General features: G+C 58.4%; 22 protein-coding genes. 4 read left to right on the plus strand and 18 right to left on the minus strand.

Annotation, left to right across the window (positions count from 1 at the left end; all coding sequences use genetic code 11):
* Positions 1-118: 118 nt before the first annotated feature.
* Genes hemG through pepQ form a run of 4 tightly spaced genes read right to left on the minus strand, consistent with a single transcriptional unit; the run spans position 119 to position 4,096 of the window.
* On the minus strand, positions 119-652 hold the full coding sequence (hemG, locus tag CYR52_RS20950; RefSeq protein ID WP_072931443.1) for a menaquinone-dependent protoporphyrinogen IX dehydrogenase: 534 nt from the start codon (positions 650-652) through the stop codon (positions 119-121).
* A gap of 18 nt (positions 653-670) precedes the next feature.
* Complete coding sequence (gene trkH, locus CYR52_RS20955; RefSeq protein WP_101829360.1) at positions 671-2,122, minus strand: Trk system potassium transporter TrkH; 1,452 nt, start codon at positions 2,120-2,122, stop codon at positions 671-673.
* Positions 2,123-2,141: 19 nt separating this feature from the next.
* Positions 2,142-2,765 carry an IMPACT family protein gene (locus CYR52_RS20960; protein WP_072931441.1) on the minus strand — a complete coding sequence of 208 codons (624 nt, stop codon included), beginning with the start codon at positions 2,763-2,765 and terminating at the stop codon, positions 2,142-2,144.
* A complete protein-coding gene (gene pepQ, locus CYR52_RS20965) occupies positions 2,765-4,096 on the minus strand; it encodes a Xaa-Pro dipeptidase (protein ID WP_072931440.1) in 1,332 nt (443 codons plus the stop codon). Before pepQ ends, CYR52_RS20960 begins: the two co-directional genes overlap by 1 nt.
* Before the next feature lie 186 nt (positions 4,097-4,282).
* Between pepQ and fadB the strand changes: the two genes are divergently transcribed.
* Positions 4,283-6,472, plus strand: a complete 2,190-nt coding sequence (fadB, locus tag CYR52_RS20970) for a fatty acid oxidation complex subunit alpha FadB (RefSeq protein WP_072931439.1) — start codon at positions 4,283-4,285, stop codon at positions 6,470-6,472.
* A gap of 8 nt (positions 6,473-6,480) precedes the next feature.
* Positions 6,481-7,644: an acetyl-CoA C-acyltransferase FadA gene (gene fadA, locus CYR52_RS20975; RefSeq protein WP_072931438.1), complete on the plus strand. Its 1,164-nt coding sequence runs from the start codon at positions 6,481-6,483 to the stop codon at positions 7,642-7,644.
* A gap of 122 nt (positions 7,645-7,766) precedes the next feature.
* Here fadA and fre read toward each other — a convergent pair whose 3' ends face one another.
* The 3 genes from fre to pepE all read right to left on the minus strand — a co-directional run bounded on the left by fre (position 7,767) and on the right by pepE (position 10,847).
* On the minus strand, positions 7,767-8,468 hold the full coding sequence (fre, locus tag CYR52_RS20980) for an NAD(P)H-flavin reductase (protein WP_072931437.1): 702 nt from the start codon (positions 8,466-8,468) through the stop codon (positions 7,767-7,769).
* Between the two features lie 51 nt (positions 8,469-8,519).
* Positions 8,520-10,007, minus strand: coding sequence for a 4-hydroxy-3-polyprenylbenzoate decarboxylase (ubiD, locus tag CYR52_RS20985; RefSeq protein ID WP_101829361.1), 1,488 nt, complete (start codon positions 10,005-10,007; stop codon positions 8,520-8,522).
* A 117-nt stretch (positions 10,008-10,124) separates the two neighbouring features.
* A complete protein-coding gene (gene pepE / locus CYR52_RS20990) occupies positions 10,125-10,847 on the minus strand; it encodes a dipeptidase PepE (protein ID WP_072931435.1) in 723 nt (240 codons plus the stop codon).
* Positions 10,848-11,106: 259 nt separating this feature from the next.
* Between pepE and rfaH the strand changes: the two genes are divergently transcribed.
* Complete coding sequence (gene rfaH, locus CYR52_RS20995) at positions 11,107-11,595, plus strand: transcription/translation regulatory transformer protein RfaH (RefSeq protein WP_072931433.1); 489 nt, start codon at positions 11,107-11,109, stop codon at positions 11,593-11,595.
* A gap of 57 nt (positions 11,596-11,652) precedes the next feature.
* Here rfaH and hemB read toward each other — a convergent pair whose 3' ends face one another.
* The 11 genes from hemB to CYR52_RS22510 all read right to left on the minus strand — a co-directional run bounded on the left by hemB (position 11,653) and on the right by CYR52_RS22510 (position 22,229).
* On the minus strand, positions 11,653-12,675 hold the full coding sequence (gene hemB, locus CYR52_RS21000) for a porphobilinogen synthase (RefSeq protein WP_101829362.1): 1,023 nt from the start codon (positions 12,673-12,675) through the stop codon (positions 11,653-11,655).
* A gap of 14 nt (positions 12,676-12,689) precedes the next feature.
* Positions 12,690-13,472 carry a 3'-5' ssDNA/RNA exonuclease TatD gene (tatD, locus tag CYR52_RS21005; protein WP_101829364.1) on the minus strand — a complete coding sequence of 261 codons (783 nt, stop codon included), beginning with the start codon at positions 13,470-13,472 and terminating at the stop codon, positions 12,690-12,692.
* A gap of 57 nt (positions 13,473-13,529) precedes the next feature.
* Positions 13,530-14,303 carry a Sec-independent protein translocase subunit TatC gene (tatC, locus tag CYR52_RS21010; RefSeq protein ID WP_072931429.1) on the minus strand — a complete coding sequence of 258 codons (774 nt, stop codon included), beginning with the start codon at positions 14,301-14,303 and terminating at the stop codon, positions 13,530-13,532.
* A 3-nt stretch (positions 14,304-14,306) separates the two neighbouring features.
* The gene (gene tatB / locus CYR52_RS21015; RefSeq protein ID WP_101829363.1) at positions 14,307-14,930 is read right to left on the minus strand and encodes a Sec-independent protein translocase protein TatB; all 624 of its coding nucleotides are present in this window, start codon (positions 14,928-14,930) and stop codon (positions 14,307-14,309) included.
* 3 nt (positions 14,931-14,933) lie between these two features.
* Complete coding sequence (gene tatA, locus CYR52_RS21020; RefSeq protein WP_072931425.1) at positions 14,934-15,200, minus strand: twin-arginine translocase TatA/TatE family subunit; 267 nt, start codon at positions 15,198-15,200, stop codon at positions 14,934-14,936.
* Between the two features lie 108 nt (positions 15,201-15,308).
* Entirely contained in the window at positions 15,309-16,943 is a 1,635-nt protein-coding gene (gene ubiB / locus CYR52_RS21025) for a ubiquinone biosynthesis regulatory protein kinase UbiB (protein WP_072931423.1), read from the minus strand.
* Positions 16,940-17,548, minus strand: a complete 609-nt coding sequence (gene ubiJ, locus CYR52_RS21030) for a ubiquinone biosynthesis protein UbiJ (RefSeq protein ID WP_072931421.1) — start codon at positions 17,546-17,548, stop codon at positions 16,940-16,942. Before ubiJ ends, ubiB begins: the two co-directional genes overlap by 4 nt.
* A 12-nt stretch (positions 17,549-17,560) precedes the next feature.
* Positions 17,561-18,316 (minus strand): bifunctional demethylmenaquinone methyltransferase/2-methoxy-6-polyprenyl-1,4-benzoquinol methylase UbiE, encoded by a 756-nt coding sequence (gene ubiE / locus CYR52_RS21035; protein WP_072931419.1) that lies wholly within the window; start codon positions 18,314-18,316, stop codon positions 17,561-17,563.
* 122 nt (positions 18,317-18,438) lie between these two features.
* On the minus strand, positions 18,439-19,986 hold the full coding sequence (gene rmuC / locus CYR52_RS21040; RefSeq protein WP_072931417.1) for a DNA recombination protein RmuC: 1,548 nt from the start codon (positions 19,984-19,986) through the stop codon (positions 18,439-18,441).
* A gap of 335 nt (positions 19,987-20,321) precedes the next feature.
* Positions 20,322-21,083, minus strand: a complete 762-nt coding sequence (udp, locus tag CYR52_RS21045) for a uridine phosphorylase (protein ID WP_072931415.1) — start codon at positions 21,081-21,083, stop codon at positions 20,322-20,324.
* An 804-nt stretch (positions 21,084-21,887) separates the two neighbouring features.
* Entirely contained in the window at positions 21,888-22,229 is a 342-nt protein-coding gene (locus CYR52_RS22510; RefSeq protein WP_146001361.1) for a hypothetical protein, read from the minus strand.
* Position 22,230: 1 nt separating this feature from the next.
* Between CYR52_RS22510 and CYR52_RS21050 the strand changes: the two genes are divergently transcribed.
* The gene (locus CYR52_RS21050; RefSeq protein WP_101829365.1) at positions 22,231-24,822 is read left to right on the plus strand and encodes an autotransporter family protein; all 2,592 of its coding nucleotides are present in this window, start codon (positions 22,231-22,233) and stop codon (positions 24,820-24,822) included.
* Positions 24,823-25,008: the final 186 nt, after the last annotated feature.

A 25,008-nucleotide genomic window follows, 5' to 3' on the forward strand; every position in this document is an offset into this window, starting at 1 on the left:
GTTCCCGGTCAGTGGAGGCGCATTATAGGGAGTTCCTGACAGCCTGCAACCCCTAAATTCAAAAAATTATTCAACCGCAGAATTTTTCACCAGAATGCGATTTTATCGCGCGATTTGCTCACTGTTTGCCCGCAATCCGCGCAATTTCCTGTGCAAATTGGCCGACTTCATTCCAGTCAGTATATTCCACTTCCTTACTGGTATCTGTTTCCCCACCTGTCATACGCATAATGAAGCGGATCATCACCTTATCGAACCAACGATAACGGGGGTAACGCAGTGCCCCGGCAAACACGGCGCTGACGGTGGGCTTCCACGGTGAGGCCAGCAGAAACTTACGGACATACGGGTTTGTCTGGGGTGTCCGCTTTTCAGGCTTACGCGCAGTCAGGTTCACGCCATAGAAGGCCGAGGGCAGGCGGTTGAGTTCATCGGTATGGTGTTTGATAAACTTGTCGACTGCCGGGTTGAAGTGCCCATAACGGATAGATGCCCCAATAGCCACCACCGCATAGTCCGCCAGCGTCACTGCACCGGCGCTTTGAATATCCATCACGTCAGACGCCAGGGTGCCTTGCAGGCTATTCGCAATATAAGAAGCAATCGCCCTGGTTTGGCCATCCGTGGTGGAATAAAGAAGTAATGCTTTCATCTCGTGCTCCTGCTGGGGTTACTCTCGCCAGAATGTCGGCGTAAACAGAACTAAAAGGGTAAAGACTTCAAGCCGGCCAAACAGCATGGTGATAATTAAGATCCATTTTGCCGGGTCATTCATCGCCGTGAAGTTATTCGCGACCATGCCGAGGCCTGGCCCCAGGTTGTTCAGGGTAGCCGTTACGGCAGAAAACGCCGAAAGCTCATCAACACCTGTGGCCGTAATAGCCAGCATACTCACGATAAACACCAGTGCATAGGCGGAGAAGAATCCCCATACCGCCTCAATAATCCGTTCCGGCAGCGCCCGCCTGCCCAGTTTAATGGTATAGACCGCATTAGGGTGCACCAGCCTTTTCAGTTCCCGCATACCTTGTAAATAGAGCAGCAGGATGCGGATCACTTTAAGCCCGCCCCCGGTTGAACCGGCGCAGCCCCCGATAAACGCGGAACACAATAACAGAAGAGGAAGAAACATCGGCCAGGTGGAAATGCTGTCCGTGGTAAAGCCGGCAGTCGTTGCCATAGATACCACCTGAAAGAAAGCCTGGTTCAGTGTGGTCATACCGGAGGCGTAACTTTCATGCCGCCACAATATTGCTGCGCAGAGTGCCGTCAGGATCAGTTGTATTGAGATAAACATCCGGAATTCCGGGTCACGCCAATAGACGCTGAGCCTGCGGCCGCTGAGTAAGGCGAAGTGCAGGCTGAAATTGCAGGCGGAAATCAGCAGGAAACAGGCAATCAGCGTGTTGATCACCGGGCTTTGGAAGTAACCGACGCTGGCATCGTGGGTGGAGAAGCCGCCGATAGCGATAGTGGAAAAACTGTGTGAGAGCGCATCAAAGGCTGACATCCCGGCCAGCCAGAGTGCCAGCGCGCAGGCCAGCGTCAGCGCCATATAGATAAGCCAGAGGGTTTTGGCCGTTTCGGCAATGCGCGGCCGCATCTTATTGTCTTTGAGCGGCCCCGGCATTTCAGCCCGGTAGAGCTGCATCCCCCCTACCCCGAGAATCGGCAGGATAGCGACGGCCAGCACAATGATGCCCATACCGCCCAGCCATTGCAGCATCTGCCGGTAAAAGAGAATCGCTTTCGGCAACGTGTCCAGGCCCACCAGCACCGTTGCGCCGGTGGTGGTCAACCCGGAGAAAGACTCAAAGAAGGCATCGGTAATGGAAAGGTTCGGCTGCTCTGAAAACAGGAAAGGCAATGCCCCGACACTGCCGAGCACCGTCCAGAACAGCACCACAATCAGGAACCCTTCGCGCGCTTTCAGTTCATGCTTCTGCCTGCGGTTTGGCAGCCAGAGCAGAGCGCCAAGCACCAGCGCCACAAAAAAGGTCTGGCTGAAGGCGCGGCCTGCGCCGTCACGGTATATCAGGGCGACCAGGCCAGGGATGAACATCGTCCCGGAAAAGAGAATAACCAACAACCCGACGATGCGGGTGATTGCGCGAAAATGCATGCCTGTTCCTCAGCCGGTGTTATAACGGCGGCGAGGATACCGGTTTTAGCTGCAATGCCCCCCGACTCAGATCACGTAAACGTGCTGCAATCACCTCCACCTGGGTCTGCGGCAAAGACAACCGCAGATGCACCCGCGCGCCATACTCGCCCTGCAGAATGACGCCCTCATGCTGGGACACCAGCGCCTCCACGCCCGGCAACTGCGCATAGTCACAGGTCAGGGTATAGTCCGCCTGCGGCACTTTCATCCGCACCGGCAATTGCTTCAGCGCCTGTTGTACCCCGCTGCCGTAAGCCTTGACCAGGCCGCCGGTGCCGAGCTTTACACCGCCGTAATAGCGCACCACCACCGCCACAATCTCCCCGACCCCGCTGCCCATCAGCTGGGCCAGCATCGGTTTCCCGGCGGTGCCTGAGGGTTCGCCGTCATCGGAGAAGCCGAGTTGTTGCGAATCGCCCGGTGGCCCGGCGACAAACGCCCAGCAATGGTGGCGGGCATCAGGGTGCTGCTGCCGGCATTGCTGCACAAAAGCTTTGGCCGCCTCAGCCCCGCCGGCATGGGCCAGCAGGGTGATAAAACGGCTTTTCTTAATCTCTTCACTGAATTCCAGGGTTTCAGCGGGAATCGGGTAGGGTTCCATCAGGCCAGATGAAGATCACGGGTCATGTTTTCAATACGGTTCGGGTAAATCACCACATTATCCTCAATGCGGATGCCGCCGAACGGCTTCAGGGCCTCAATGCGCGCCCAGTCAAAGTGCTGACTGAACTGCCCTTCGCGCCACGGGGCCAGCAGTGACTCAATAAAGTAGAGACCCGGTTCGATGGTCAATACCATGCCCGGCTCCAGCACACGTGTGCAGCGCAGATACGGGTAGCGGGACGGCGCGGCGAGATGGGTGCCGGTATCATCCTGCATAAACCCGGCGACATCATGCACCTGCAGGCCCAGCGGGTGGCCCAGCCCATGCGGCAGGAACGGCGTGGTCAGCCCTTGCTCCACCATCGCCTCTTCACTGATCTCTTTCACCAGCCCGTGCTTTTTCAGCAAACCGGCAATGCGGTGATGCATCTGCACATGGTAGTCGGTGTAGCGGGTACCGGCCTGCAGGGTGCTGATGACGGCCAGTTCCTGCTCGTTGAGATCCTTGACCAGTGCGGCGAATTCGCTGTCCGGCTGGGCGGCGTAGGTGCGGGTAATATCGGCCGCATAGCCGTTATACTCCGCCCCGGCATCGATCAGGAAACTGCGCACCTCGGCGGGTACCTGGTGTTCAAGCTGGGTATAGTGCAACACCGCGGCATGTTCGTTCAGCGCCACGATATTGCCGTAAGGCACATCGGTATCACGGTGGCCGGTGGCGGTGAGATACGCCATGTTGATGTCGAACTCGCTCATGCCGGAGAGGAACGCCTCATGCGCGGCGCGGTGCCCCGCCACGGCCAGTTTCTGCGCCTCACGCAGGCAGGCCAGCTCATACCCGGTTTTATAAGCGCGGTGGTAATGCAGGTAATCGATCACGCCCTGCGGGTTGATCTGTTCGGCTTTGATGCCCAGCCTGGCCGCGCGGTCCTGCGCATAACCGAGATACGCGACCCGGTCGCGGGCAGCGGGCAGTAACCCGGCAATCTCTTCGGCGTTTTTCAGCCCGACGATTTCAACCTCTGAGGTCCAGAAGCTTTCCGGCAGCGGCTCGACGTTATGCCAGTAATCCACCGGGGAGTAGAACCAGAGTTTCGGCTTATTGACGCCATCCACCCACAGCCAGCAGTTTGGCACCTGCGTCACCGGCACCCAGGCCTTGAACTGCGGGTTGACCTTGAAGGGGTACGCGTGGTCATCCAGGAACACGGTAAGTAATTCCCCGGAGTGAATCAGCAGCCCGTCCAGCTGGTGGCGGGCAAGCACCTCGCGCGTGCGCTGCTGGAGGGTGGCGATATGATCTTTATAAAGCGCAGACAGCGTTTCCATCACAATATCCTTTTAGCTTCACATGATCCCCGCATCTTATCACAGCGGCCGCTGCCCCGTAGTGCCGGTCGGTTTGTGATCACTTCAGCAAATACGCAACTTCTCATTTGCAAATAGTTAACACAAAAACCACACTGCCAGCTATCTGGTCATACCAGATCCCATGCGCTGATTCAGGAGAGAGAGATGCTCTATCAAGGCGACACCCTGCACCTTCACTGGCTGGAAAACGGCATTGCCGAGCTGGTGTTTGATGCCCCAGGCTCGGTCAATAAACTCGATACACAGACGGTCGCCAGCCTGGGCGAAGCCGTCACAGCACTGGAAAACCAGCCCGATCTGAAAGGCGTTTTGCTGCGTTCCAACAAAGCGGCCTTTATTGTCGGTGCGGATATCACTGAATTCCTTTCATTATTTGATGCCCCACCGGAGAAACTGACGCAATGGCTGGGGTTCGCCAACCAGATATTTAACCGGCTGGAAGATCTGCCGGTACCGACGATCTCGGCCATCACCGGGTATGCGCTGGGCGGCGGTTGTGAATGCGTGCTGGCGACCGACTTCCGCATCGCCTCCCCGGAGACGCGCATCGGCCTGCCGGAAACCAAACTCGGCATCATGCCGGGGTTTGGCGGCTCGGTACGCCTGCCGCGGCTGTTGGGGGCCGACAGCGCGATGGAAATCATTACGGCCGGGAAAGATGTCTCAGCCGCCGAGGCGCTGAAACTAGGGCTGGTGGATGCCGTAGTCGCGCAGGAAAAACTGGTCGCTGCGGCGTTACAGATGCTGAACGCCGCGATTGACGGCCGGCTCGACTGGCGGGCTGCCCGTCAGCCGAAGCTGCTGCCGTTGAAACTCTCCGCGCTTGAGGCGGCCATGAGTTTTAACGTCGCTAAAGGCCTGGTGCTGCAACAGGCCGGCAAACACTACCCGGCGCCGATGGCCGCAGTCACCACCATTGAAGCCGCCGCCGGTATGGGGCGGGACGAGGCGCTGAAACGCGAAACCGCCAGCTTTGTGCCGCTTGCCGGTTCAGATCAGGCGCGGGCGCTGGTGGGGATCTTCCTGAATGACCAATTCGTCAAAGGACAGGCCAAAAAGTTTGCGGCGCAGGCAACATCCCCTGCGCAGGCGGCAGTGCTGGGTGCCGGGATCATGGGCGGCGGTATCGCCTACCAGTCAGCGCTGAAAGGCGTGCCGGTTCTGATGAAAGACATCAGCGAGAAATCCCTGACGCTCGGCATGAATGAAGCCGGGAAGCTGCTCGATAAACAGCGCGAACGCGGCAAAATTGACGGCCTGAAGATGGCGCAGACCCTGGCGACCATCCAGCCCACGCTGGACTACGCCGGGATTGGCCGGGCGCAGGTGGTGGTCGAAGCCGTTGTTGAGAATCCGAAAGTCAAAGCCGCGGTGCTGGCGGAAGCAGAAGCGCTGCTCGATGAACAGGCGGTGCTGGCCTCCAACACCTCGACGATCCCCATCAGCACGCTGGCCCGTTCCCTGAAGCGGCCGGAGAATTTCTGTGGTATGCACTTCTTCAACCCGGTGCACCGTATGCCGCTGGTGGAAGTTGTCCGCGGCGAGAAAACCTCAGACCGCACCCTCGCCACGGTGGTGGCTTACGCCCTGCGGATGGGCAAAACGCCGATCGTGGTCAATGACTGCCCCGGCTTCTTTATTAACCGTGTGCTGTTCCCCTACTTCTCCGGCTTCAGCCTGCTGATGCGCGACGGCGCGGACTTCCGGCAGATTGATAAGGTGATGGAGAAACAGTTCGGCTGGCCGATGGGCCCGGCCTACCTGCTGGATGTGGTCGGCATTGATACCGCGCACCATGCGCAGGCAGTGATGGCGCAAGGCTTCCCGGACCGGATGGCGAAATCCTACCGCGATGCGGTGGATGTGATGTTTGACCAGCAGCGCTTCGGCCAGAAAAACGGCACCGGTTTCTACCGCTACAGTGAAGACAGCAAAGGCAAACCGCGCAAACAGCCGGATGAAGCCGTGGATCGGCTGCTGGCCGAAATCCGCCCGCAGGCGCATGAATTCAGTGCCGACGAGATCATCGCCCGCATGATGGTGCCGATGATTAACGAAGTGGTGCGCTGCCTTGAAGAGAACATCGTGGCAAGCCCGGCAGAAGCGGATCTGGCGCTGGTCTACGGCATCGGTTTCCCGCCGTTCCACGGCGGTGCGTTGCGCTACCTCGATACCCTGGGCAGCCGCCGCTACGTCGAACTGGCAGACCGTTATGCCCATCTCGGCGCACTGTATCAGGTGCCGGACGGCCTGCGCGCCAAAGCAGAAAGTAACGCGCGCTATTACCCTGACGCCACACCGCTGGCAGAGATCAATACCGGCACGCCGGCATGAGGTGAAAGATGGAAAATGTCGTTATTGTTGATGCAATCCGTACCCCGATGGGGCGCTCGAAAGGGGGCGCATTCCGGCAGGTGCGGGCAGAAGATCTCTCCGCGCACCTGATGCGCACGCTGCTCAGCCGCAATGCCGCGCTGGACGCGGCCGAAATCGACGATATTTACTGGGGCTGTGTGCAACAGACGCTGGAGCAGGGGTTTAATATTGCCCGTAACGCCGCGCTGCTGGCAGAGATCCCGCACCGCGTTCCGGCTGTCACGGTTAACCGGCTTTGCGGATCGTCAATGCAGGCGCTGCATGATGCCGCCCGCGCGATCATGGTGGGCGATGCGCAGGTGAGCCTGATTGGCGGTGTGGAACATATGGGCCATGTACCGATGCATCACGGGGTCGACTTCCACCCCGGCCTGAGCCGCACGGTGGCGAAAGCCGCCGGTATGATGGGCCTGACGGCGGAGATGCTGGCGAAAATGCATAAGATCAGCCGTGAAATGCAGGATGAATTTGCTGCCCGTTCCCACCAGCGCGCCCACGCGGCGACGCTCGCCGGGCGCTTTGCCAGGGAAATCGTGCCGACCAGCGGCCACGATGCTGACGGCGTGCTGATCCGGCTCGATTATGATGAAGTGATCCGCCCGGAAACCAATGTGGCGGCGCTGGCGGCGCTGAAACCGGCGTTTGACCCGGCCAACGGCACCGTCACCGCCGGCAGCTCCTCTGCCCTCTCTGACGGCGCGGCCGCGATGCTTATCATGAGCGAATCGCGTGCGCGTTCGCTGGGCCTGACGCCGCGCGCCCGCATCCGCGCGATGGCGGTAGTCGGCTGTGACCCGTCCATCATGGGGTATGGGCCGGTACCGGCCACCAAACTGGCACTGAAACGCGCCGGGCTGACGACGCAGGATATCGGGCTGTTTGAGCTGAATGAGGCGTTCGCGGCGCAAACGCTGCCCTGCATCAAAGATCTGGGGCTGATGGAGCAGCGCGACGAGAAGGTCAACCTGAACGGCGGTGCCATTGCGCTCGGCCACCCGCTGGGTTGCTCCGGGGCACGTATCTCCACCACGTTACTGAACCTGATGGAAACCAGGGATGTACAGTTCGGCGTTGCCAGCATGTGCATCGGGCTCGGCCAGGGTATCGCCACCGTCTTTGAACGAATTTAAGGTTAGACAGCCAGGGGTTTGAAAAGAGGTACGTTTAAAAGGAAATAAAGAAATAAGAAAAGAAAAGGATATCAGGAGGACACCGGCCCGCCGCGGTCTGATGCGGCGGGCCGGATAACCGGTCAGATAAAGGAGAACGCATCCCCGAAGATCTGGCTGGTCTGCGCGCCGCGCTCGCCGCAGAAGCGTTCGCGGGCAATTTTTGCCATTTCAAACCGCCCGGCGATGTAGATGTCATGCTCCGCCAGCGAATCATGGTCCTGCAACACGGCGCTCAGCACCGTGCCGGTACGCCCCTGCCAGCCTTCCGCCGGTTGCTCCACCACCGGAATCACCTTCAGGTTCGGGTATTGCACGCTCAGAGCTTCCAGTTCGCCCAGATCGTACAGGTGGAAAAGCTCACGGCCGCCCCAATAAATGGAGATATCACGCCCCGGTTGCTGCTCCAGTGCGGTGATCAGAATCGAACGCGCGTAGGAGAAACCGGTGCCCCCAGCAATCAGAATCAGCGGGCGAGCCGAATCTTCCCGCAGCCAGGCATCGCCATGCGGGAGATCCACGGTAATGGCCTGCTCCTGCAGGATGCGGTCCATCACGGCCATCGCATACAGGTTCAGTTCAGACGCCCCGATGTGCAGCTCAATAAAATCTTGTTGAGCAGGCGTCGACGCGATAGAGAACGGGCGCTTGTCACGCTCATCCATCACCACCATCAAATATTGCCCGGCGCGGAAACTGACCGGTGTTTCAGGCACCAGTCTTACCCGGTATACGGTATCCGTAATGGCCTCTACCGAGGACACTTTACAGCTCAATGTCGTCATGCGTTCCCTCTGTCGGGTCATTAAAGCAAAACTGTCGCGAGGCGGCCCGGCTCAGCGGCCCGGCGCCTTATCAGTGAATATCGCCAGCTCATCCCAGATGGCATCAACACGGGCGGTGACCGCCGGATCTTTGGCAATCGGGCGGCCCCATTCGCGCTGGGTTTCCCCAGGCCACTTGTTGGTGGCGTCCATCCCCATTTTGGAACCCAGCCCGGACACCGGAGAGGCGAAATCGAGGTAGTCGATCGGCGTGTTCTCCACCAGTACCGTATCGCGTGCCGGGTCCATGCGGGTGGTGATGGCCCAGATGACATCATTCCAGTCACGGGCATTAACATCATCGTCACATACGATAACAAACTTAGTGTACATAAACTGCCGTAAAAATGACCATACGCCCATCATCACGCGCTTGGCATGTCCGGCGTACTGTTTCTTGATGGTCACCACCGCCAGGCGGTAGGAACATCCTTCCGGCGGCAGATAGAAATCCACAATCTCCGGGAACTGTTTTTGCAGGATCGGCACGAACACTTCGTTCAGCGCCACGCCCAACACCGCCGGTTCATCCGGTGGGCGGCCGGTATAGGTGGAATGGTAAATCGCATTCCGGCGCTGGGTGATGTGCGTCACGGTAAAGACCGGGAAATGGTCGATCTCATTATAATAGCCGGTGTGGTCACCGTACGGGCCTTCCGGCGCCATTTCGGCCGGGTCGATATACCCTTCCAGCACGATTTCCGCACTGGCGGGCACCTCAAGATCGTTCGAGAGGCATTTCACCACCTCGGTTTTATTGCCGCGCAACAGCCCGGCAAACGCATACTCCGAGAGCGTATCCGGCACCGGCGTCACCGCGCCCAGCACCGTCGCCGGGTCTGCGCCCAATGCTACCGACACCGGGAAACGCTCGCCGGGGTGCGCCTGGCACCACTCCTGGAAATCGAGCGCACCGCCGCGGTGGGAGAGCCAGCGCATAATCAGCTTATTGCGGCCCAGCACCTGCTGGCGATAAATCCCGAGGTTCTGGCGCTCCTTATGCGGGCCGCGCGTTACGGTCAGCCCCCAGGTCACCAGCGGCGCGGCGTCTTCCGGCCAGCAGTGCATCACCGGGATGCGGCCGAGATCCACATCGTCACCCTGCCATACCTGCTCCTGGCACGGCGCATTGCTGAGCCGTTTGGTCGGCATGTTCAGCACCTGCTTAAACTTCGGCACTTTGTCGAACAGGTCGCGGAAGCCTTTCGGCGGCTCCGGCTCTTTCAGGAAAGCCAGTAACTTACCGACCTCACGCAGCGCGCTGATATCCTCCTGGCCCATGCCCATCGCCACCCGTTTCGGGGTGCCGAACAGGTTGCACAGTACCGGCATCTGATAGCCTTTCGGATTTTCAAACAGCAACGCCGGGCCACCGGCGCGCAGGGTGCGGTCGGCAATTTCCGTCATTTCCAGATAAGGGTCGATGGGCTGGCTGATGCGTTTGAGTTCGCCCTGCTGTTCCAGCAAGGCGATGAAGTCACGTAAGTCCCGGTATTTCATGCTGATCCGCAGTGTTTGATACTGATAATTATTGTCGTCAGTGAACGGGCATTATAGGCGCTATCGGCAGGTGATGCTGCACTTTTGTTGCGTGCAGCACCCCGTTGCTACCCGCCGTTAACAGTTGAACGGCACCAGGGAAGCCAGCGCCTGCGCATCGTGGAACTCCTGCGCCGGGCGGCCGTGGCGGAAGACCTTAAACCCTTCGCCCCTGGCGCTGTAGTAGCTGAGCTGGTTATCGCTGACCTGCAACAGGCTGCCCTCGCGCAGGGCGATCACGCTTTCTGATGGGTTAACGGCGCAGAACTCCGCCAGCCGGTCATCACGGCTTTCGCCGCCGTGGCCGCCCAGCACCGCATCAGTGTAGTGCGGGTTGATCTGCACCGGGAACAGCCCGAGTGACGGCAACACCGCAGAGGCCCGGACCGGCATATCATTGGTGGTGCGAATGGTAGGCGTCGCGACATTACACCCGGCGCTCCAGCCGATATAAGGCACGCCGCGTTCACGCACCGCCCGCTGGATCGGCACAATCAGATTATGTTCATGCAACATCTGGTTCAGCATCCAGGTATTGCCGCCGCTGACCAGAATGCACTGGGCATGGGTGAGCGCCTCTGCCGGGTTACCGGCATGGTGGATGCTGCTGACGCGGATGCCGAGCGACGCCGCCAGATCGGCAGCGCGCGCATCGTAATCACCACGGATAATCGCATAGGGAATTAAAATCGCAGAATCGATACCGCGCCGGGCAATCATCGCCTTGATTCGCTCATGCGCGAACCCCAGCAGCCGGGGGTCTTCGGACAACTTTCCATTGCTCAGTAAAAACAGCTCCATTCACATACCCTCACTCGACAGGTGAAACCAGAAAGAGACGCGTTGCGGCGGGTTTTTTCCCAAGATAATCGATTGGAAAGAAAAGATAACCCGGCCGATTCCGCTCTACGTTAATCCAATTTCGCCACCGCCGCACGGCCCTAAGATAAATTCCCGGCGCAATGCCACATATCCGCCCCAGCGGGGGAAAACAGCACGGCTATTTATCCGTAATGGCTTTTGCTATGCTTGCCTGCACAGCAGAAGGGCATGTGAATCTATGGAATCCTGGTATTTATTATATTGCAAACGCGGACAACTCCTGCGCGCGAAAGCGCACCTGGAACGTCAGGCGGTAAATTGCCTGAGTCCGATGATCACGCTGGAAAAAATAGTCAGGGGTCGCCGGACCGCTGTCAGTGAGCCCCTGTTTCCCAATTATATGTTTGTGGAGTTTGACCCGCACCGTATCCATACCACCACGATCAGTGCCACGCGGGGCGTCAGCCATTTTATCCGTTTCGGCAACCAGCCGGTGGTGGTCAGCCCGACGGTTATCCACGAACTGATCCATAACCCGGTGCAGGACGTCAAAGACCCGGAAACCCCGCAGCCCGGCGACACGGTGCTCATCACCGACGGTGTGTTTGAGGGGTTGCAGGCGATCTACACCGAGCCGGATGGCGAGGCGCGATCCATGCTGCTGCTTAACCTGCTGAACAAACAGGTTTGCCAGAGCGTCGATAACCGCCTGTTCCACAAAATGTAACGCTGCCCCATGAAAAAAGGCACGCCTGGGCGTGCCTTTTTTGTTTTGCTCTGCCGCTTAACGCTGCATTTCCGCATCGTGCAGCCATTGGGCCACACGTTTGGCGAAATAGGTCAGCACCCCGTCAGCCCCGGCGCGCTTAAAGCACATCAGGGATTCCAGCACCGCCGGTTTCTCCTGCAGCCAGCCGTTCTGGAACGCAGCCATGTGCATCGCATATTCGCCGGACACCTGATAGGCAAACGTCGGCACACCAAAGGTGTGTTTCACGCGGTGGATGATGTCCAGATACGGCATCCCCGGTTTCACCATCACCATGTCCGCCCCTTCCTGCAGATCCTGCGCGATTTCCTGCAATGCTTCATCGCTGTTGGCCGGGTCCATCTGGTAGGTTTTTTTGTCGCCGCCTTTCAGGTTGCTGCTGGAGCCGACTGCGTCACGGAACGGGCCGTAGTAGCAGGAGGCATATTTTGCGGAGTACGCCATGATCTGGGTGTTAATCAGGTTCTGGGCTTCCAGCTGATCGCGGATGGCACCGATACGGCCGTCCATCATGTCGCTCGGGGCGATGATTTCCGCGCCCGCTTCCGCGTGGGAGAGCGCCTGACACACCAGAATCTCTTTGGTCACGTCGTTGATGACGTAGCCGTCCGCATCGATGATGCCGTCCTGGCCGTGGGTAGTGTACGGGTCGAGCGCCACATCCGTCAGCAGCCCCAGTTGCGGCACGGCGTCTTTCAGAGCGCGGACCGCGCGCTGCACCAGCCCGTCCGGGTTATAGGCTTCTTCCGCGTGCAGGCTTTTCAGGTCACCCTCAATCACCGGGAACAGCGAGAGCACCGGCACGCCCAGTTTGGCAATGGCTTCGGCCTCTTTGATCAGCAGGTCGATACTCATCCGCTCTACGCCCGGCATGGACGGGACAGCCTGGCGGCGGTTGGTGCCTTCCATTACGAACACCGGGTAGATCAGGTCATTTACCGTGAGCTGATTCTCAGCCACTAAGCGGCGGCTGAAATCATGGCGGCGCACACGGCGCATACGGCGACCTGGAAAGGTGCCCGGAAATGCATAGCTCATCCTATTTCTCCTACTTAAGCCAGTCGGAACAGCCGACGGGCGTTGTCATCAGTTTTCTTACCCAGCCATTCAGGATCGTCCCCGCGCCGGGCGGCAACCTGTTGAACAATGTGGGGCAGAAAACAGGGTTCATTGCGGCGGGATGCAGGTTTTTCAGGTAAATCCCGGGGCAACAAATAAGGGGCGTCGGTTTCCAGCAACAGGCGATCGGCCGGGATCAGCGGCAACAGATCGCGCAGTGCCAGCCCGCGCCGTTCATCACAAACCCAGCCGGTAATGCCGATCGACGCGCCAAGCGCCAGGCACGCCTCCAGCTCAGGCTGCGTGCCGGTAAAACAGTGCACCACTACGCCCGGCAACTGCGGCATCCACGGGGCCAGCAGCGCGATAAAGCGTGCATGGGCGTCACGGCAATGCAGGAAAACCGGCCGCTGCAACTCTGCAGCCAACGCCAGCTGGGCACTGAAGGCGCGCTCCTGGCTGGCCGGGTCAGAAAAGTTACGGTTGAAATCCAGCCCACACTCACCTATGGCGGCCACGCCGGGTTGTGCCGCCAGCTGGCGGATCTGCTGCTCCACCTGCGCATTCCAGCCGGAGGCCTCATGCGGGTGGACCCCGGCGGTGGCCCAGCAAAAACCGGGGTGTTCCGCCGCCAGCCGCGCGGCTTCTGCGCTCTCTGCGGCATTGGTGCCGGTCAGCAGCATCCCGGTCAGCCCGGCGGCACGGGCGCGCCGGATAACCTCCGGGCGATCTTTCGCAAACTGCGGGCTGGTCAGGTTAACGCCAATATCAAACATGCGGATGTCCAAAACAGAAGCCGCCCTCGGGGGGCGGCTGGAATCATTCTGAGGCGCTTACGGCGCGCTGGATGAGGAACCATCCTCTGTGTCGTCGTCAATATCCTGACGGCGTTTACCCACATAGAAGCGGCCAAAGAACACGCCAATTTCAAACAGCAGATACATCGGGATCGCCAGCAGCGTCTGTGAGAACACATCCGGCGGGGTCAGTAACATCCCCACCACGAACGCCCCCACCAGCACGTAAGGGCGCTTGGTTTTCAGCTCTTCCGGTGTGGTGATGCCGCTCCAGCACAGGAGCACAATCGCAATCGGCACCTCAAACGACACCCCGAACGCCATAAACAGCGCCATCACAAAGTCGAGGTAGTTATTGATGTCAGTCGCAATCAGCACGCCCGCCGGGGCTGTTTTCGCGAAAAAGCCGAACGCCAGCGGGAAGACGATAAAGTACGCAAACGCCATCCCGATGTAGAACAGCATAGAACTGGAAAACAGCAACGGCATCATCAGCCGGCGTTCATGCTTATACAGCGCCGGGGCGATGAAAGCCCATACCTGATACAGAATGATAGGGGCGGAAACAAATACCGACACGATCATCGTCAGTTTGATCGGGGTAAAGAACGGCGAGGCCACATCGGTTGCGATCATACTGGCCCCAAGCGGCATCTGTTTAATCAATGGTGCGGAAACCAATTGGTAGATGTCATTGGAGAAATAGGCCAATGCCAGGAAAACCGCCAGCACCGCAATAATGCAATTCAGCAACCGCTTACGCAGCTCAATTAAATGGCTGATAAGCGGTTGGGTATCTTCAACAGCCATGTTTTAACGATCGCCCGTGGGTTGATGAGAAGACGACGCAGGCTGCGGTGCCGCCACCGCTTTTTCCGCCTGCGGCACACTGTGTGTCGCCGGGATTACCGTGCCGGCAGCCTGCGGCGACATCGTATCCGCCGGAAGGTGACCCGCCGTTGCCGGTGTCACGTCCGCCTTTTTCAGCGACGGCGCAGTCGTTGCCTTTTCCGGTGCCGGCACGTCCGGTACCGAGGCGGGCGCGCTGGCGACCGTGGCAGCGTCGCCCGGCGTCACGCCGTCATGCAGCGCTTCAGGGTCGGTGACGGCCGGGTGATGAATGGTACGCGCGGCCTCATCGGCTTCACTGTAAGAGCGCTTCATCGATTCCGCTGCCTCTTTCAGTTCATCCATGGATGCCTTCAGCTCCGGCGTCAGGTTTTTCAGCCCAGCCTCTTCCGCTTTTTTCAGGCTGTCCTGCAACTCCTGCAGTTTCAGCTCCTGAGACAGCTCATTCTGCACTGAGGCAGCCAGCGAACGTAATGCGCGGATCCACCCCGCTACTGTTCTGACTGCGACAGGCAACCGCTCCGGCCCAAGCACCACCAGACCAATCACCATGACCAGCAACAGTTCACTAAACCCGATATCGAACACGGCTTACACCTGCTCTTTGTCTTTGCTCTTGGCATCATCCGGCTTCACCACGATAACCGGCTTTTCAGACAGGTTTTTGGTGGTGAAATCTGCGTCGTCAGACGGTTTCTCTGATTTGGCGGCCGGTGTTGAGTCATCATTCATCGCTTTTTTAAAGCCTTTGATCGAGGCGCCCAAATCGGAACCCAGACCGCGCAGCTTGTTGGTACCAAACAGCAGAACCACGATCACTGCGATAATCAGTAATTGCCAAATGCTAATGCCACCCATTTTATTTACCTCTCAAAGCCGGAATGTAGAAAAGGAATGTCGCTAAACAGTGCCGCATTATACGGCACCTTCTTACGCTTTCTTACTCAAACACGTTCTTGCTTCACTTCATTTACCGCTGCGTTGCCAGCCCACTATCCAGGTAACAATCCCGGCGGCCATCAGCCAGGCGGGGTAAACCTCTTCCTGGCCGAGCAACAGCAGCGTACCGCTCAACAGCAGGGTGGCGCCAATCCCGAACAGATACCGTGACTGGCCGCTGCGGACCCGGTGCTCACGCATCTCGGCCGACAGCTTCTCAACGCTGTGGTGCAGCTGGCGGTGACGTTGCAGGCTCTCAAACACCAGATCCGGCAACTCAGGCAGTTTCTCTGTCCAGAACGGGGCTTTCTGTTTGAAGGCCCGGATCATGGCCGGCAGGCCAACCTGATCGCGCAGCCACTCTTCCAGGAACGGCTTGGCGGTGGTCCAGAGATCGAGCTGCGGGTAAAGCTGACGCCCCAGCCCCTCCACATAGAGCAGCGTCTTTTGCAACAGCACCAGCTGTGGCTGCACTTCCATATTAAACCGACGGGCGGTGTTAAACAGGTTAAGCAGCACATTACCAAACGAGATATCTGCCAGCGGCTTCTCAAAGATCGGTTCGCACACCGTCCGGATCGCGAACTCGAAATCCTCGACGTTGGTATCCGGCGGCACCCAGCCGGAATCCACATGCAGCTCTGCCACCCGCCGGTAGTCGCGGTTAAAGAAGGCGATAAAGTTTTCCGCCAGGTAGCGCTTGTCTTCTTTGTTGAGCGAGCCGACGATGCCGCAGTCAATGCCGATATAGAGCGGGTTGGCCGGGTGCTCGTAACTCACAAAAATGTTGCCGGGGTGCATATCGGCATGGAAGAAGCTGTCGCGGAACACCTGGGTGAAGAACACCTGCACGCCCCGCTCTGCCAGCAACTTCATGTTGGTACCCTGCGCTTCCAGCGCCGGCACATCCGACACCGGGATGCCGTAAATCCGCTCCATCACCAGCACGGTTTCCCGGCAGTAGTCAGAGTACACTTCCGGCACATACAGCATATTGCTGCCTTCAAAATTACGGCGTAACTGGATAGAGTTGGCGGCTTCACGCAACAGGTTCAGCTCGTCGAGCAGGGTTTTTTCATACTCCCGCACCACTTCCAGCGGGCGCAGGCGGCGGCCGTCCGGCAGCAGCCGCGGCAGCCAGCCCGCCAGCCGGTTCATCAGGCGCATGTCGGCCTTGATCACCGGCAGGATGTCCGGGCGGATCACCTTCAGCACCACCTCTTTGCCGTTCTCCTTCATGCGCGCGGTATGCACCTGCGCGATAGAGGCCGAAGCGAGCGCCTTCTCATCAAACTCATCAAACCATTTTTCCAGCGGGCCACCGAGGGCAGCCTCGATGTGGCGACGCGCCTGGCGGCCGTCAAACGGCGGCACGCGGTCCTGCAACAGGGCCAGCTCATCGGCAATCTGCGGCGGGAACAGATCGCGGCGGGTAGACATCATCTGCCCGAACTTGATCCAGACCGGCCCCAGCTCCTGCATGGCCAATCGCAGCCGTACCCCCAATTGCTTGTCATGGTGCCGGTTCGGCATCCAGAACAGCAAACGGCGGCCAACGCGCAGCGGAAGGGTTAAACGCATCCGGGGGATCAGCTCATCCAGCCCATAGCTCAGCACAACACGTATAATCAGATAGAGGCGACGCAGTTCACCTGGGGTCATGGCTTCGTCTCCATAGCGTTGATGCGGGCGTCGAGCTTGTCCAGCTCGCGGGCCAGCGCATCGACTTCTTCATTAAACCAAACAATTTCCAGCGGGGCCGGGGCGAGTTTCCACTCCTCCGTCAGCACTTCGCTGAGGTGCCCCTGCCGGCGCACCAGCGCCGAACGGAACCGTTGTGCGCCCTTCCACAGTGACTGTGAAATGCCTTGCGCAGCGATATCACCGAGGTAAGGGGCGAGCAGATCTGCCGGTTCCCACTCTGCCATATCCAGCAGGGCCACCAGTTGCTGAACGACCTGCAAATCGCCGTCAACAATCAGTTCACCCTGGCGCATCAGCGGCGACAGTTGCTGGCGGTCACGTAATTTCATCAGCACGCCCAGGCGGGTTGAGACGGTGCAATCCGCCTCGCCGGCCCATTCCCCGACGACGTCGGCCTGGCGTTCGCTGAAGATCAGGGTGAGGGGCGTGTCCAGCTCCTGAAGCCGGATGCGCAGGATCTTGCCGGCCAGCCGCAGGCGGGCGGCTTTCATGCTGGGTTCACGGTAGAGCAGCCGGTTCAGGGCCGTTTCCAGCCCTGCCGTCAGTAGCGGGGTTAACAACATGGCATTACCCCGTCAGAATTTGAAACCGCGATGTAAGGCAACAATGCCTCCGGTGAGGTTGTGGTAGTTGACGTTGTCAAACCCGGCATCACTCATCATGCCCTTCAGGGTTTCCTGATCGGGGTGCATCCGGATCGATTCCGCCAGGTAGCGGTAACTGTCGGCGTCTTGCGCCACCAGCTCACCGATGCGCGGCAGCAGGTGGAAGGAGTAGGCGTCATAGGCTTTGTTCAGCGGCTCCAGTACCGGTTTGGAGAACTCCAGCACCAGCAGGCGGCCGCCCGGCTTGAGCACACGGAACATGGAACGCAGCGCCTTCTCTTTTTCGGTGACGTTACGCAGGCCGAATGAAATGGTAATGCAGTCGAAATAGTTGTCCGGGAACGGCAGCGCCTCGGCGTTGGCCTGCACATAGCTGACGTTGCCGACCACGCCCAGGTTGCGGAGTTTTTCGCGGCCCATTTTCAGCATGGAGTCATTGATGTCCGCCAGCACGACCTCGCCCTTGTCACCCACCAGACGGGAGAATTTCGCCGTCAGGTCACCGGTGCCGCCTGCCAGATCCAGCACTTTCTGCCCACGGCGCACGCCGCTGCAATCGATGGTAAAACGCTTCCAGATACGGTGGATGCCGAACGACATCAGGTCGTTCATCAGGTCATATTTCGCCGCCACGGAGTGGAAGACGTCTGCCACCATGCCCTCTTTTTCATCTTTAGCCACGGTGCGGAAACCAAAGTGAGTGGTTTCCTGAGTCTGATCTACCATGTTTTATGCCCGCTTTTCAGTCAATCTCATGGGGGTGAGGCGTGGCCCCACCCCGCCGGTGTCCCCGCCGTGCCGGCAGGGGTCGCTTCAGTTATCGTGCTAACGTATGCAGTGCTAACGTATTAAGGGTACTGCTCATTAATGGAGGTTTTTTCAGGAGGGAAGAAGCCTGCCGGCTGATCTTCCTGCGGCTCCTCCTGCTCCGGCAACACGCTGTCGGGCGCATCCTCTGCCCTGGCCGTGGCGGCAAGCGCCGGGCTGATAGGCCGTTTAACTTCAACGCCCATCGCCCGGAAACCTTCAACTTGTCCTATAAGGTTACCACGCCCTTGCGCCAGTTTGTTCATTGCCAGCCGATAACTTGCCTGCGCCTTGTCCAGGCTCTGGCCCATCGACTCCATGTCATCCACGAATAAGCGTAATTTGTCATACAGCCGGGCGGCGCGCTCTGCAATGCGCTGCGCGTTCCGGCTCTGGTGCTCATAGCGCCACAAATTGGTGATGGTGCGCAGGGCCACCAGCAGGGTGGTCGGGCTGACCAGCATAATATTGTGCTGCAGCGCCTCGTTAATCAGCTCCGGTTCGCGGTCGATCGCCAGCAGGAAAGCCGGCTCCACCGGAATGAACATCAGTACATAATCCAGGCTGCGCAAGCCGGGCAGTTGCTGGTAATCCTTACGGCCAAGCAGGCGGATGTGGCCGCGCAATGAACTGAGGTGCTCGCCCAGCGCGATCTCCCGTTCGGCATCGTCCGTGCTGTTGAAGTAGCGCTCGTACGCCACCAGCGACATCTTGGCGTCAATCACCACATCTTTTTCCTGCGGCAGGCGCACAATCACGTCCGGTTGCATCCGGCTGCTGCTGTCCACACGGATACTGACCTGGGTTTCATACTCATACCCTTCACGCAGCCCGGAGGCTTCCAGCACCCGGCTCAGCACCACCTCACCCCAGTTGCCCTGGGTTTTGTTGTCCCCTTTCAGGGCTTTGGTGAGGTTAATCGCCTCCTGCGCCATCTGCGCATTCAGCTGCTGCAAATGGCGGATCTCATGGGCCAGCGTATGGCGCTCACGCGCTTCCTGCCCGAACCCTTCCTGTACCTGACGGCGGAAGCCATCCAATTGTTCGCGCAGCGGCAGCAACAGCCGGTCAAGGCTCTGTCGGTTTTGCTCATCCACCCGGCGGCCATTCTGTTCAAAAATGCGGTTGGCCAGCTGTTCAAACTGCGCATTCAGCCGCTGCTCGCTGTTCATCAGCAGCCGCTGTTTCTCTTCCGCCGCCATCCGCGTCTCTTCCAGCCGGATGGTGACCTCACGCAGCTCCGCCTCCTGCGCGCTGTTGTTTTCACGCTGGGCGCGCAACTCCTGATCAAGCTGTTCGCATTCACGGCGCCAATGCGCCAGTTGCTGCGCCTTCTCCTGCCCGGCCGCCACCTGGCTATGGAGCGTGCGCAGCTCCAGCTCATTGTCACGCAGGCGCTGCTGGCCCTGTTGCACCTGAGCCAGCAGCGCCTGTTGTGCGCTTTGTGCCTGTGCCAGTGACTGCTCCAGCAGGCGCAGGGCGGTGTCATGCCGGGCCTGTTGCTGCTGTTGCCGCACCCCGGCCAGCAGCCAGCCACCCCCGACGCCCACCAGACAGGCCACCAGGCTGTACATTATGCTGATATCCATGCTTGTTCCGCTGTGAAACGCTGATAGCCTGCCACGTTAAGGAAAGCGCCCTCCCCTGTCCAGCAAGGTTTGGTACGCTGCGTAATGCCTCGCAAAAAGCCTCTGCATCAGCCTGCCATCACAGGAACCTGACAGGATACGCCGCCCTGAACCACCAAGCCCGTAACCTTGCGTAAACAAAGATAAACTTTTGTATAACAACCGGGCCGCCGTGTGACCGCTCTGCCTGCGCCCCCGGCCACGCATGGACTCTGAACTGACCTTATCAGATCCCTCGGGGGAATAAAAAAAGGGGCCGCCAATGCGACCCCTTTTCAGACTACAGGCAATGCCGGTCAGAGCAGACGGCGGGCAGCTTCCACCACGATTTTCACCGCGTGGCTCTCTGTCTGCTTCATGGTTTCCGCGTTCGGGATCTCCTGCTGGGTGCGGTTTACGATAACCCCAGCCACCATCCCGGCGCGCAGACCCTGGCTGGCGCACATGGTCAGCAGCGTTGCGGATTCCATCTCGTAGTTCATCACGCCCATTTCCTGCCACTCTTGCATCGACTCTTTGAAGCGGCGCACCACGCGGCCGGAGAAGGTGTCATAGCGCTCCTGGCCTGGGTAGAAGGTGTCAGACGAGGCGGTCACACCGATGTGCGTGGTCGCACCCACGGCTTTCGCGGCGTCGACCAGCGCGGTGGTACAGGCGAAATCAGCCACCGCCGGGAACTCCATCGGGGCGAAATGCAGGCTGGCACCGTCCAGACGGACTGCGGCGGTGGTCACCAGCACATCACCGACATTAATGTGGTTCTGGATGGCACCGGTGGTGCCGATACGCAGGAAGGTACGCACACCCAGCTGCGCCAGTTCTTCGACGGCGATAGAGGTGGACGGGCCGCCGATACCGGTAGAACAGACGATCACAGGTTTGCCGTCCAGCTCCGCACGCCATGACGTAAATTCACGGTGAGCCGCCAGCTTGACCGGGTTCTCCATCAGTCGGGCAATTTTTTCCACCCGCTCCGGATCACCGGGAACGATGGCCAGCGTGGCACCTTGCAGGTCAGCCTTGGTCAGGCCAAGGTGAAAAACGTCAGATTTGGACATACGGAACTCCTGTTAACGATTCATTTCCGAAAGGAAGAGAAAGGGACTTTACTGAAATCCGGGGCTGCTTTTTGTGATGAACATCACTTACACCACAGAGAACATGCATCAGCTACAACATTTATGTGATGGATTTCACAGTAAAACCCATTATTGCGCTGATTATAAGCGACTGCACCTCATCTTGTCCTGCTTTACTCTGCCCCCTCAGGCAGCGCCCTGCCTTGCGCCAAACCTAAAAGGTAGCACCTTCCCGGTAAAGGATAACCCTCATTGCCGGAGGCAGGCGGTAAGTCCGTTTTATTTCACGCCGGCTGCCCGTTTCTCTTTGGCATTTCCTCCCACGTCTTTATAAAAAACATCCAGAAAATACTCTCTATTTTCTTATTCCTTTCTGTTTTTTTCTTATTAAAGCAGCTTGGTTTTAACGCTATATATAATTAAGTTTTAATAAAGTCATTTTAAAGAATAAATAAATATTTAGACGTTTTATTAGTTCATAGAATTGCGAGTTTCCTCACTTTTCTAATTAACTAAAATGTATAAAGGATGACATACATTGAAAAAGCTCAACACAACACGTACCCCCTTATCCTCTGGTATTATTAAAGCATTTCCAATCCTTATTGTTATGGCCGGTGGATTCGGTGTTTCCTCTTCTTTTGCTATGTCAATTAATGATCAAGGAGTTGATGGCAGTTACCCTATCTATGCTAATGGGAATTCAGAAACTGATCATACTGCTGATATTTACTATGCCGGAGGTCTTGTTATAACAACTACGGGTAAAGCTTCTCACGGGATTTATGCATTAGACGGCGGTAAGGTTTTTGAACGTAACCCATCAACCGTAGACATTATAATTAATGGTGAGGGTGCCCACGGTATATATGTTGAAAATGGCAGCATCATTGATTTATTAAGTCCGCTTTCCATTGACACTTCAAATAAAGACGCCTCAGCCCTTTTTATCACCGGCGACAATAACAGCGTTAATATCGCGTCAACCGCTACGCTGTCTACGCTGGGGGAGAACAGCGCCGGCATTAACATTAACGGCAATAAAAATATCGCCACATTTGACACGCTGGCGGCCACCACCGCCGGTGCAAACAGCGCGGCAGTGACGCTGACCGGTGACAACACGATGTTTACCGTGATGTCAGGCACTACCCTGGCGACGGAAGGCGAACACAGCGCGGGCATCGCCATTAACGGCAAAGAGAATATCGCCACGTTCGACACGCTGGCGGTCTCGACAACAGGCGCGAACAGTGCGGCGGTGACGCTCAGTGGCGACACCAACACCTTTGATGCCGCGGCAGAGACGTCCCTGACGACGCAGGGTGATAACAGCGCCGGGGTGGCGATTAACGGCCCGGAGAATACCACCACCTTTAACCAGCTCGCGGTCACGACAACAGGCGCGCGCAGCCATGCCCTCAGTGTGGCCGGCGCGGGGAGCAGCCTGAGTGCACAAGGCGGCAGCCTGATCACCGGCGGGGAGAATGCTTATGGCGTCCTGGCCGCAGAGAGTGCCGTGGTTACCCTGACCAATACCGACATTATCTCGGCGGGAGCGGACGCGGGCGGGGTGCTGGCCACCGGCAACAGTGTCGTTAACCTGACCGGCGATGCGGCCACTCTGAATACCGTAAAAAGTACCGGTGCAAGTGGGGCCACGCTGGCAGCCAAATCTGGCGCACAGATCAACATCAAAAATATGCAGGTGCTCACTGAAGGTACGAAAGACCAATCGTTATTTATCAGCACCCAGGCGGCTGTCCACGGTGAAAATATTCAGATAGCTAATCACGCTGACAGCGTATCGACGTTGCATTTCTATCAACAGCAAAGCGTCGCTGCCGATCAGCAAGGCGGCACCTTAACCCTGAAAGACTCCACCGTGACCAGCGATCAGGCGAAAACAGCCCTGTATGCTGATGGCGGTCACTGGAATGCCACGTTCGATCACACCGACCTGACCGCCAGCCAGGGCACGGCGATTTATGTCGCCAACGATCTGACGGCGGCCAAAGAGGCGGAGTTACAGGCGCAATCGGCCACTCTGGCGTTTACCGCAAAGAACAACAGCACCCTCAACGGCGACGTCATTGTCGAGGCGCAGGACACGCTCGCCAACGCCCTGACCATGAACCTGCTGGATTCCACCTTTAACGGCGCGTCCCAGGGCAACATCGACCTGTCGGCCGAAAACAGCACCTGGAACATGTCCGCATCGTCGACGGCAAATTCGCTGGCGCTGAATAACAGCCGCGTCTATTTCTCCCCGGAGGGGGATTACAAGACGCTGACCACTCAATCGCTGTCCGGCACCGGGGATTTTTACCTGAATACCGAACTCAATGAGGGCGGCACCAACAGCAAAACCGACAAGATTATTGCAGGCACTGCGGATGCCGCCGGTGATTTTACTCTGCATATCAATGGCCGCGGCAAGGGTGCCTACACCGAAGGCAACGGCATTGAGGTCGTCCAGATTCAGGACAGCAGCCATACCCATTTCACCCTGGGTGACACCGTCAGCATCGACGCCTTTGATTATTACCTGTTTGAAGGCGGCAAAGACGGCGCCGCAGACACCGCCAATGACTGGTATCTGCGGGCTGAGTTTGTGGAGCCGAATCCCAATGACGGCGGCAACGGCGATAATGACGGCAACGGCGATAACGGCGGCAACGGTGATAACGACGGCAACGGCGATAACGGCGGCAACGGTGATAACGACGGCAACGGTGATAACGACGGCAACGGCGGCGACGCCTCCCCGAAACCGTACCGTGAGGAAGTCCCTGGTTATATCGTGACCCCTTATTTGAACCTCTATTACGGTTTGCAAACGGTCGGCACGCTGCATGAACGCATGGGCGATGCCGAACAGTACGCACGTAACTACAACAACCTGGCCTGGGCGCGCACCGGCGGGGATAACACCTCGTTCAATGCCGGGCGCTTTGGTTATGACACCCACGCCTGGTTCGCGCAGTTTGGTAAAGATCTCTATCAGGATGAGCTGGACAACGGCACCCGCGTGCATGGCGGCGTGATGGTGACACTCGGCCATCAAAGCAGTGATGCGCAAGACCAGGAACGCTCACGCGCGAATAAAAAGGTCATGACCGGTGCCGTCAATACCGATGCCTACAGCCTCGGCGGTTACTACACCCGTTACGCGCAGGACGGCGGCTATATCGACGCGGTCGGCCAGTTCACCTACTACCGCAACCAGTATGAAAGCCGCTACAACGCCCGGCAGGACAGCGTCGGCACCCTGCTTTCGCTGGAAGGCGGCAAACCGTTTGGCGTCAGCGAGAACTGGAAAATCGAGCCGCAGGGCCAGCTGGTGTATCAGTACCTGGTCGGCGAAGATTTCAGCGATGCCGTTTCTGACGTCTCCGGCACCCACAGCAGCGCGCTGACGGCGCGGGCGGGCGTGCGCCTGTTCCGCGATCAGCAGGAAGACAAGCACACTGAGACGTTCAAACCTTACCTGACGGCAGACATCGTGCATAACGTCACGGATGCCCCGACAGTACGGGTCGGCAGTACGGACGTTCAGGCCGATCTGGCGACCGACTGGTGGCAGACCGGGGCGGGTTTCACGGCGAAAGTCAGCGAAAACACCTGGTTCTATGCCGATGCGCAATATATGAAAGGCTTCAGTGACGATATGGAAGGCTATGTCGCTCATATCGGTATTCAGGGAAGTTTTAAATAATCATTTCCCGATAATGTGACCCATCCGCGCCTCAGGGCGCGGATTTTCTTTATGCCACAGAATGCCCTTGCCTGCTCTGCTCCCGCCACGTATTAGTATCCCGCTTACCATTCTGATTTTATTTCCTATAGTTAATGCTGCGCAGCGCTGGTTTGTTCGTGGTCTGGTTGACAGTGAGAAGTGAGG

Origin of the sequence: Chimaeribacter arupi, from assembly GCF_002858805.1 — a bacterium.
In the GTDB taxonomy this organism is placed as follows: domain Bacteria; phylum Pseudomonadota; class Gammaproteobacteria; order Enterobacterales; family Enterobacteriaceae; genus Chimaeribacter; species Chimaeribacter arupi.

Coding starts and splice junctions, on each gene's coding strand:
- hemG (WP_072931443.1), bottom strand. CDS start 652: ATGAAAGCATTACTTCTTTATTCCACCACGGATGGCCAAACCAGGGCG.
- trkH (WP_101829360.1), bottom strand. CDS start 2,122: ATGCATTTTCGCGCAATCACCCGCATCGTCGGGTTGTTGGTTATTCTC.
- CYR52_RS20960 (WP_072931441.1), bottom strand. CDS start 2,765: ATGGAACCCTACCCGATTCCCGCTGAAACCCTGGAATTCAGTGAAGAG.
- pepQ (WP_072931440.1), bottom strand. CDS start 4,096: ATGGAAACGCTGTCTGCGCTTTATAAAGATCATATCGCCACCCTCCAG.
- fadB (WP_072931439.1), top strand. CDS start 4,283: ATGCTCTATCAAGGCGACACCCTGCACCTTCACTGGCTGGAAAACGGC.
- fadA (WP_072931438.1), top strand. CDS start 6,481: ATGGAAAATGTCGTTATTGTTGATGCAATCCGTACCCCGATGGGGCGC.
- fre (WP_072931437.1), bottom strand. CDS start 8,468: ATGACGACATTGAGCTGTAAAGTGTCCTCGGTAGAGGCCATTACGGAT.
- ubiD (WP_101829361.1), bottom strand. CDS start 10,007: ATGAAATACCGGGACTTACGTGACTTCATCGCCTTGCTGGAACAGCAG.
- pepE (WP_072931435.1), bottom strand. CDS start 10,847: ATGGAGCTGTTTTTACTGAGCAATGGAAAGTTGTCCGAAGACCCCCGG.
- rfaH (WP_072931433.1), top strand. CDS start 11,107: ATGGAATCCTGGTATTTATTATATTGCAAACGCGGACAACTCCTGCGC.
- hemB (WP_101829362.1), bottom strand. CDS start 12,675: ATGAGCTATGCATTTCCGGGCACCTTTCCAGGTCGCCGTATGCGCCGT.
- tatD (WP_101829364.1), bottom strand. CDS start 13,472: ATGTTTGATATTGGCGTTAACCTGACCAGCCCGCAGTTTGCGAAAGAT.
- tatC (WP_072931429.1), bottom strand. CDS start 14,303: ATGGCTGTTGAAGATACCCAACCGCTTATCAGCCATTTAATTGAGCTG.
- tatA (WP_072931425.1), bottom strand. CDS start 15,200: ATGGGTGGCATTAGCATTTGGCAATTACTGATTATCGCAGTGATCGTG.
- ubiB (WP_072931423.1), bottom strand. CDS start 16,943: ATGACCCCAGGTGAACTGCGTCGCCTCTATCTGATTATACGTGTTGTG.
- ubiJ (WP_072931421.1), bottom strand. CDS start 17,548: ATGTTGTTAACCCCGCTACTGACGGCAGGGCTGGAAACGGCCCTGAAC.
- ubiE (WP_072931419.1), bottom strand. CDS start 18,316: ATGGTAGATCAGACTCAGGAAACCACTCACTTTGGTTTCCGCACCGTG.
- rmuC (WP_072931417.1), bottom strand. CDS start 19,986: ATGGATATCAGCATAATGTACAGCCTGGTGGCCTGTCTGGTGGGCGTC.
- udp (WP_072931415.1), bottom strand. CDS start 21,083: ATGTCCAAATCTGACGTTTTTCACCTTGGCCTGACCAAGGCTGACCTG.
- CYR52_RS21050 (WP_101829365.1), top strand. CDS start 22,231: ATGTTTACCGTGATGTCAGGCACTACCCTGGCGACGGAAGGCGAACAC.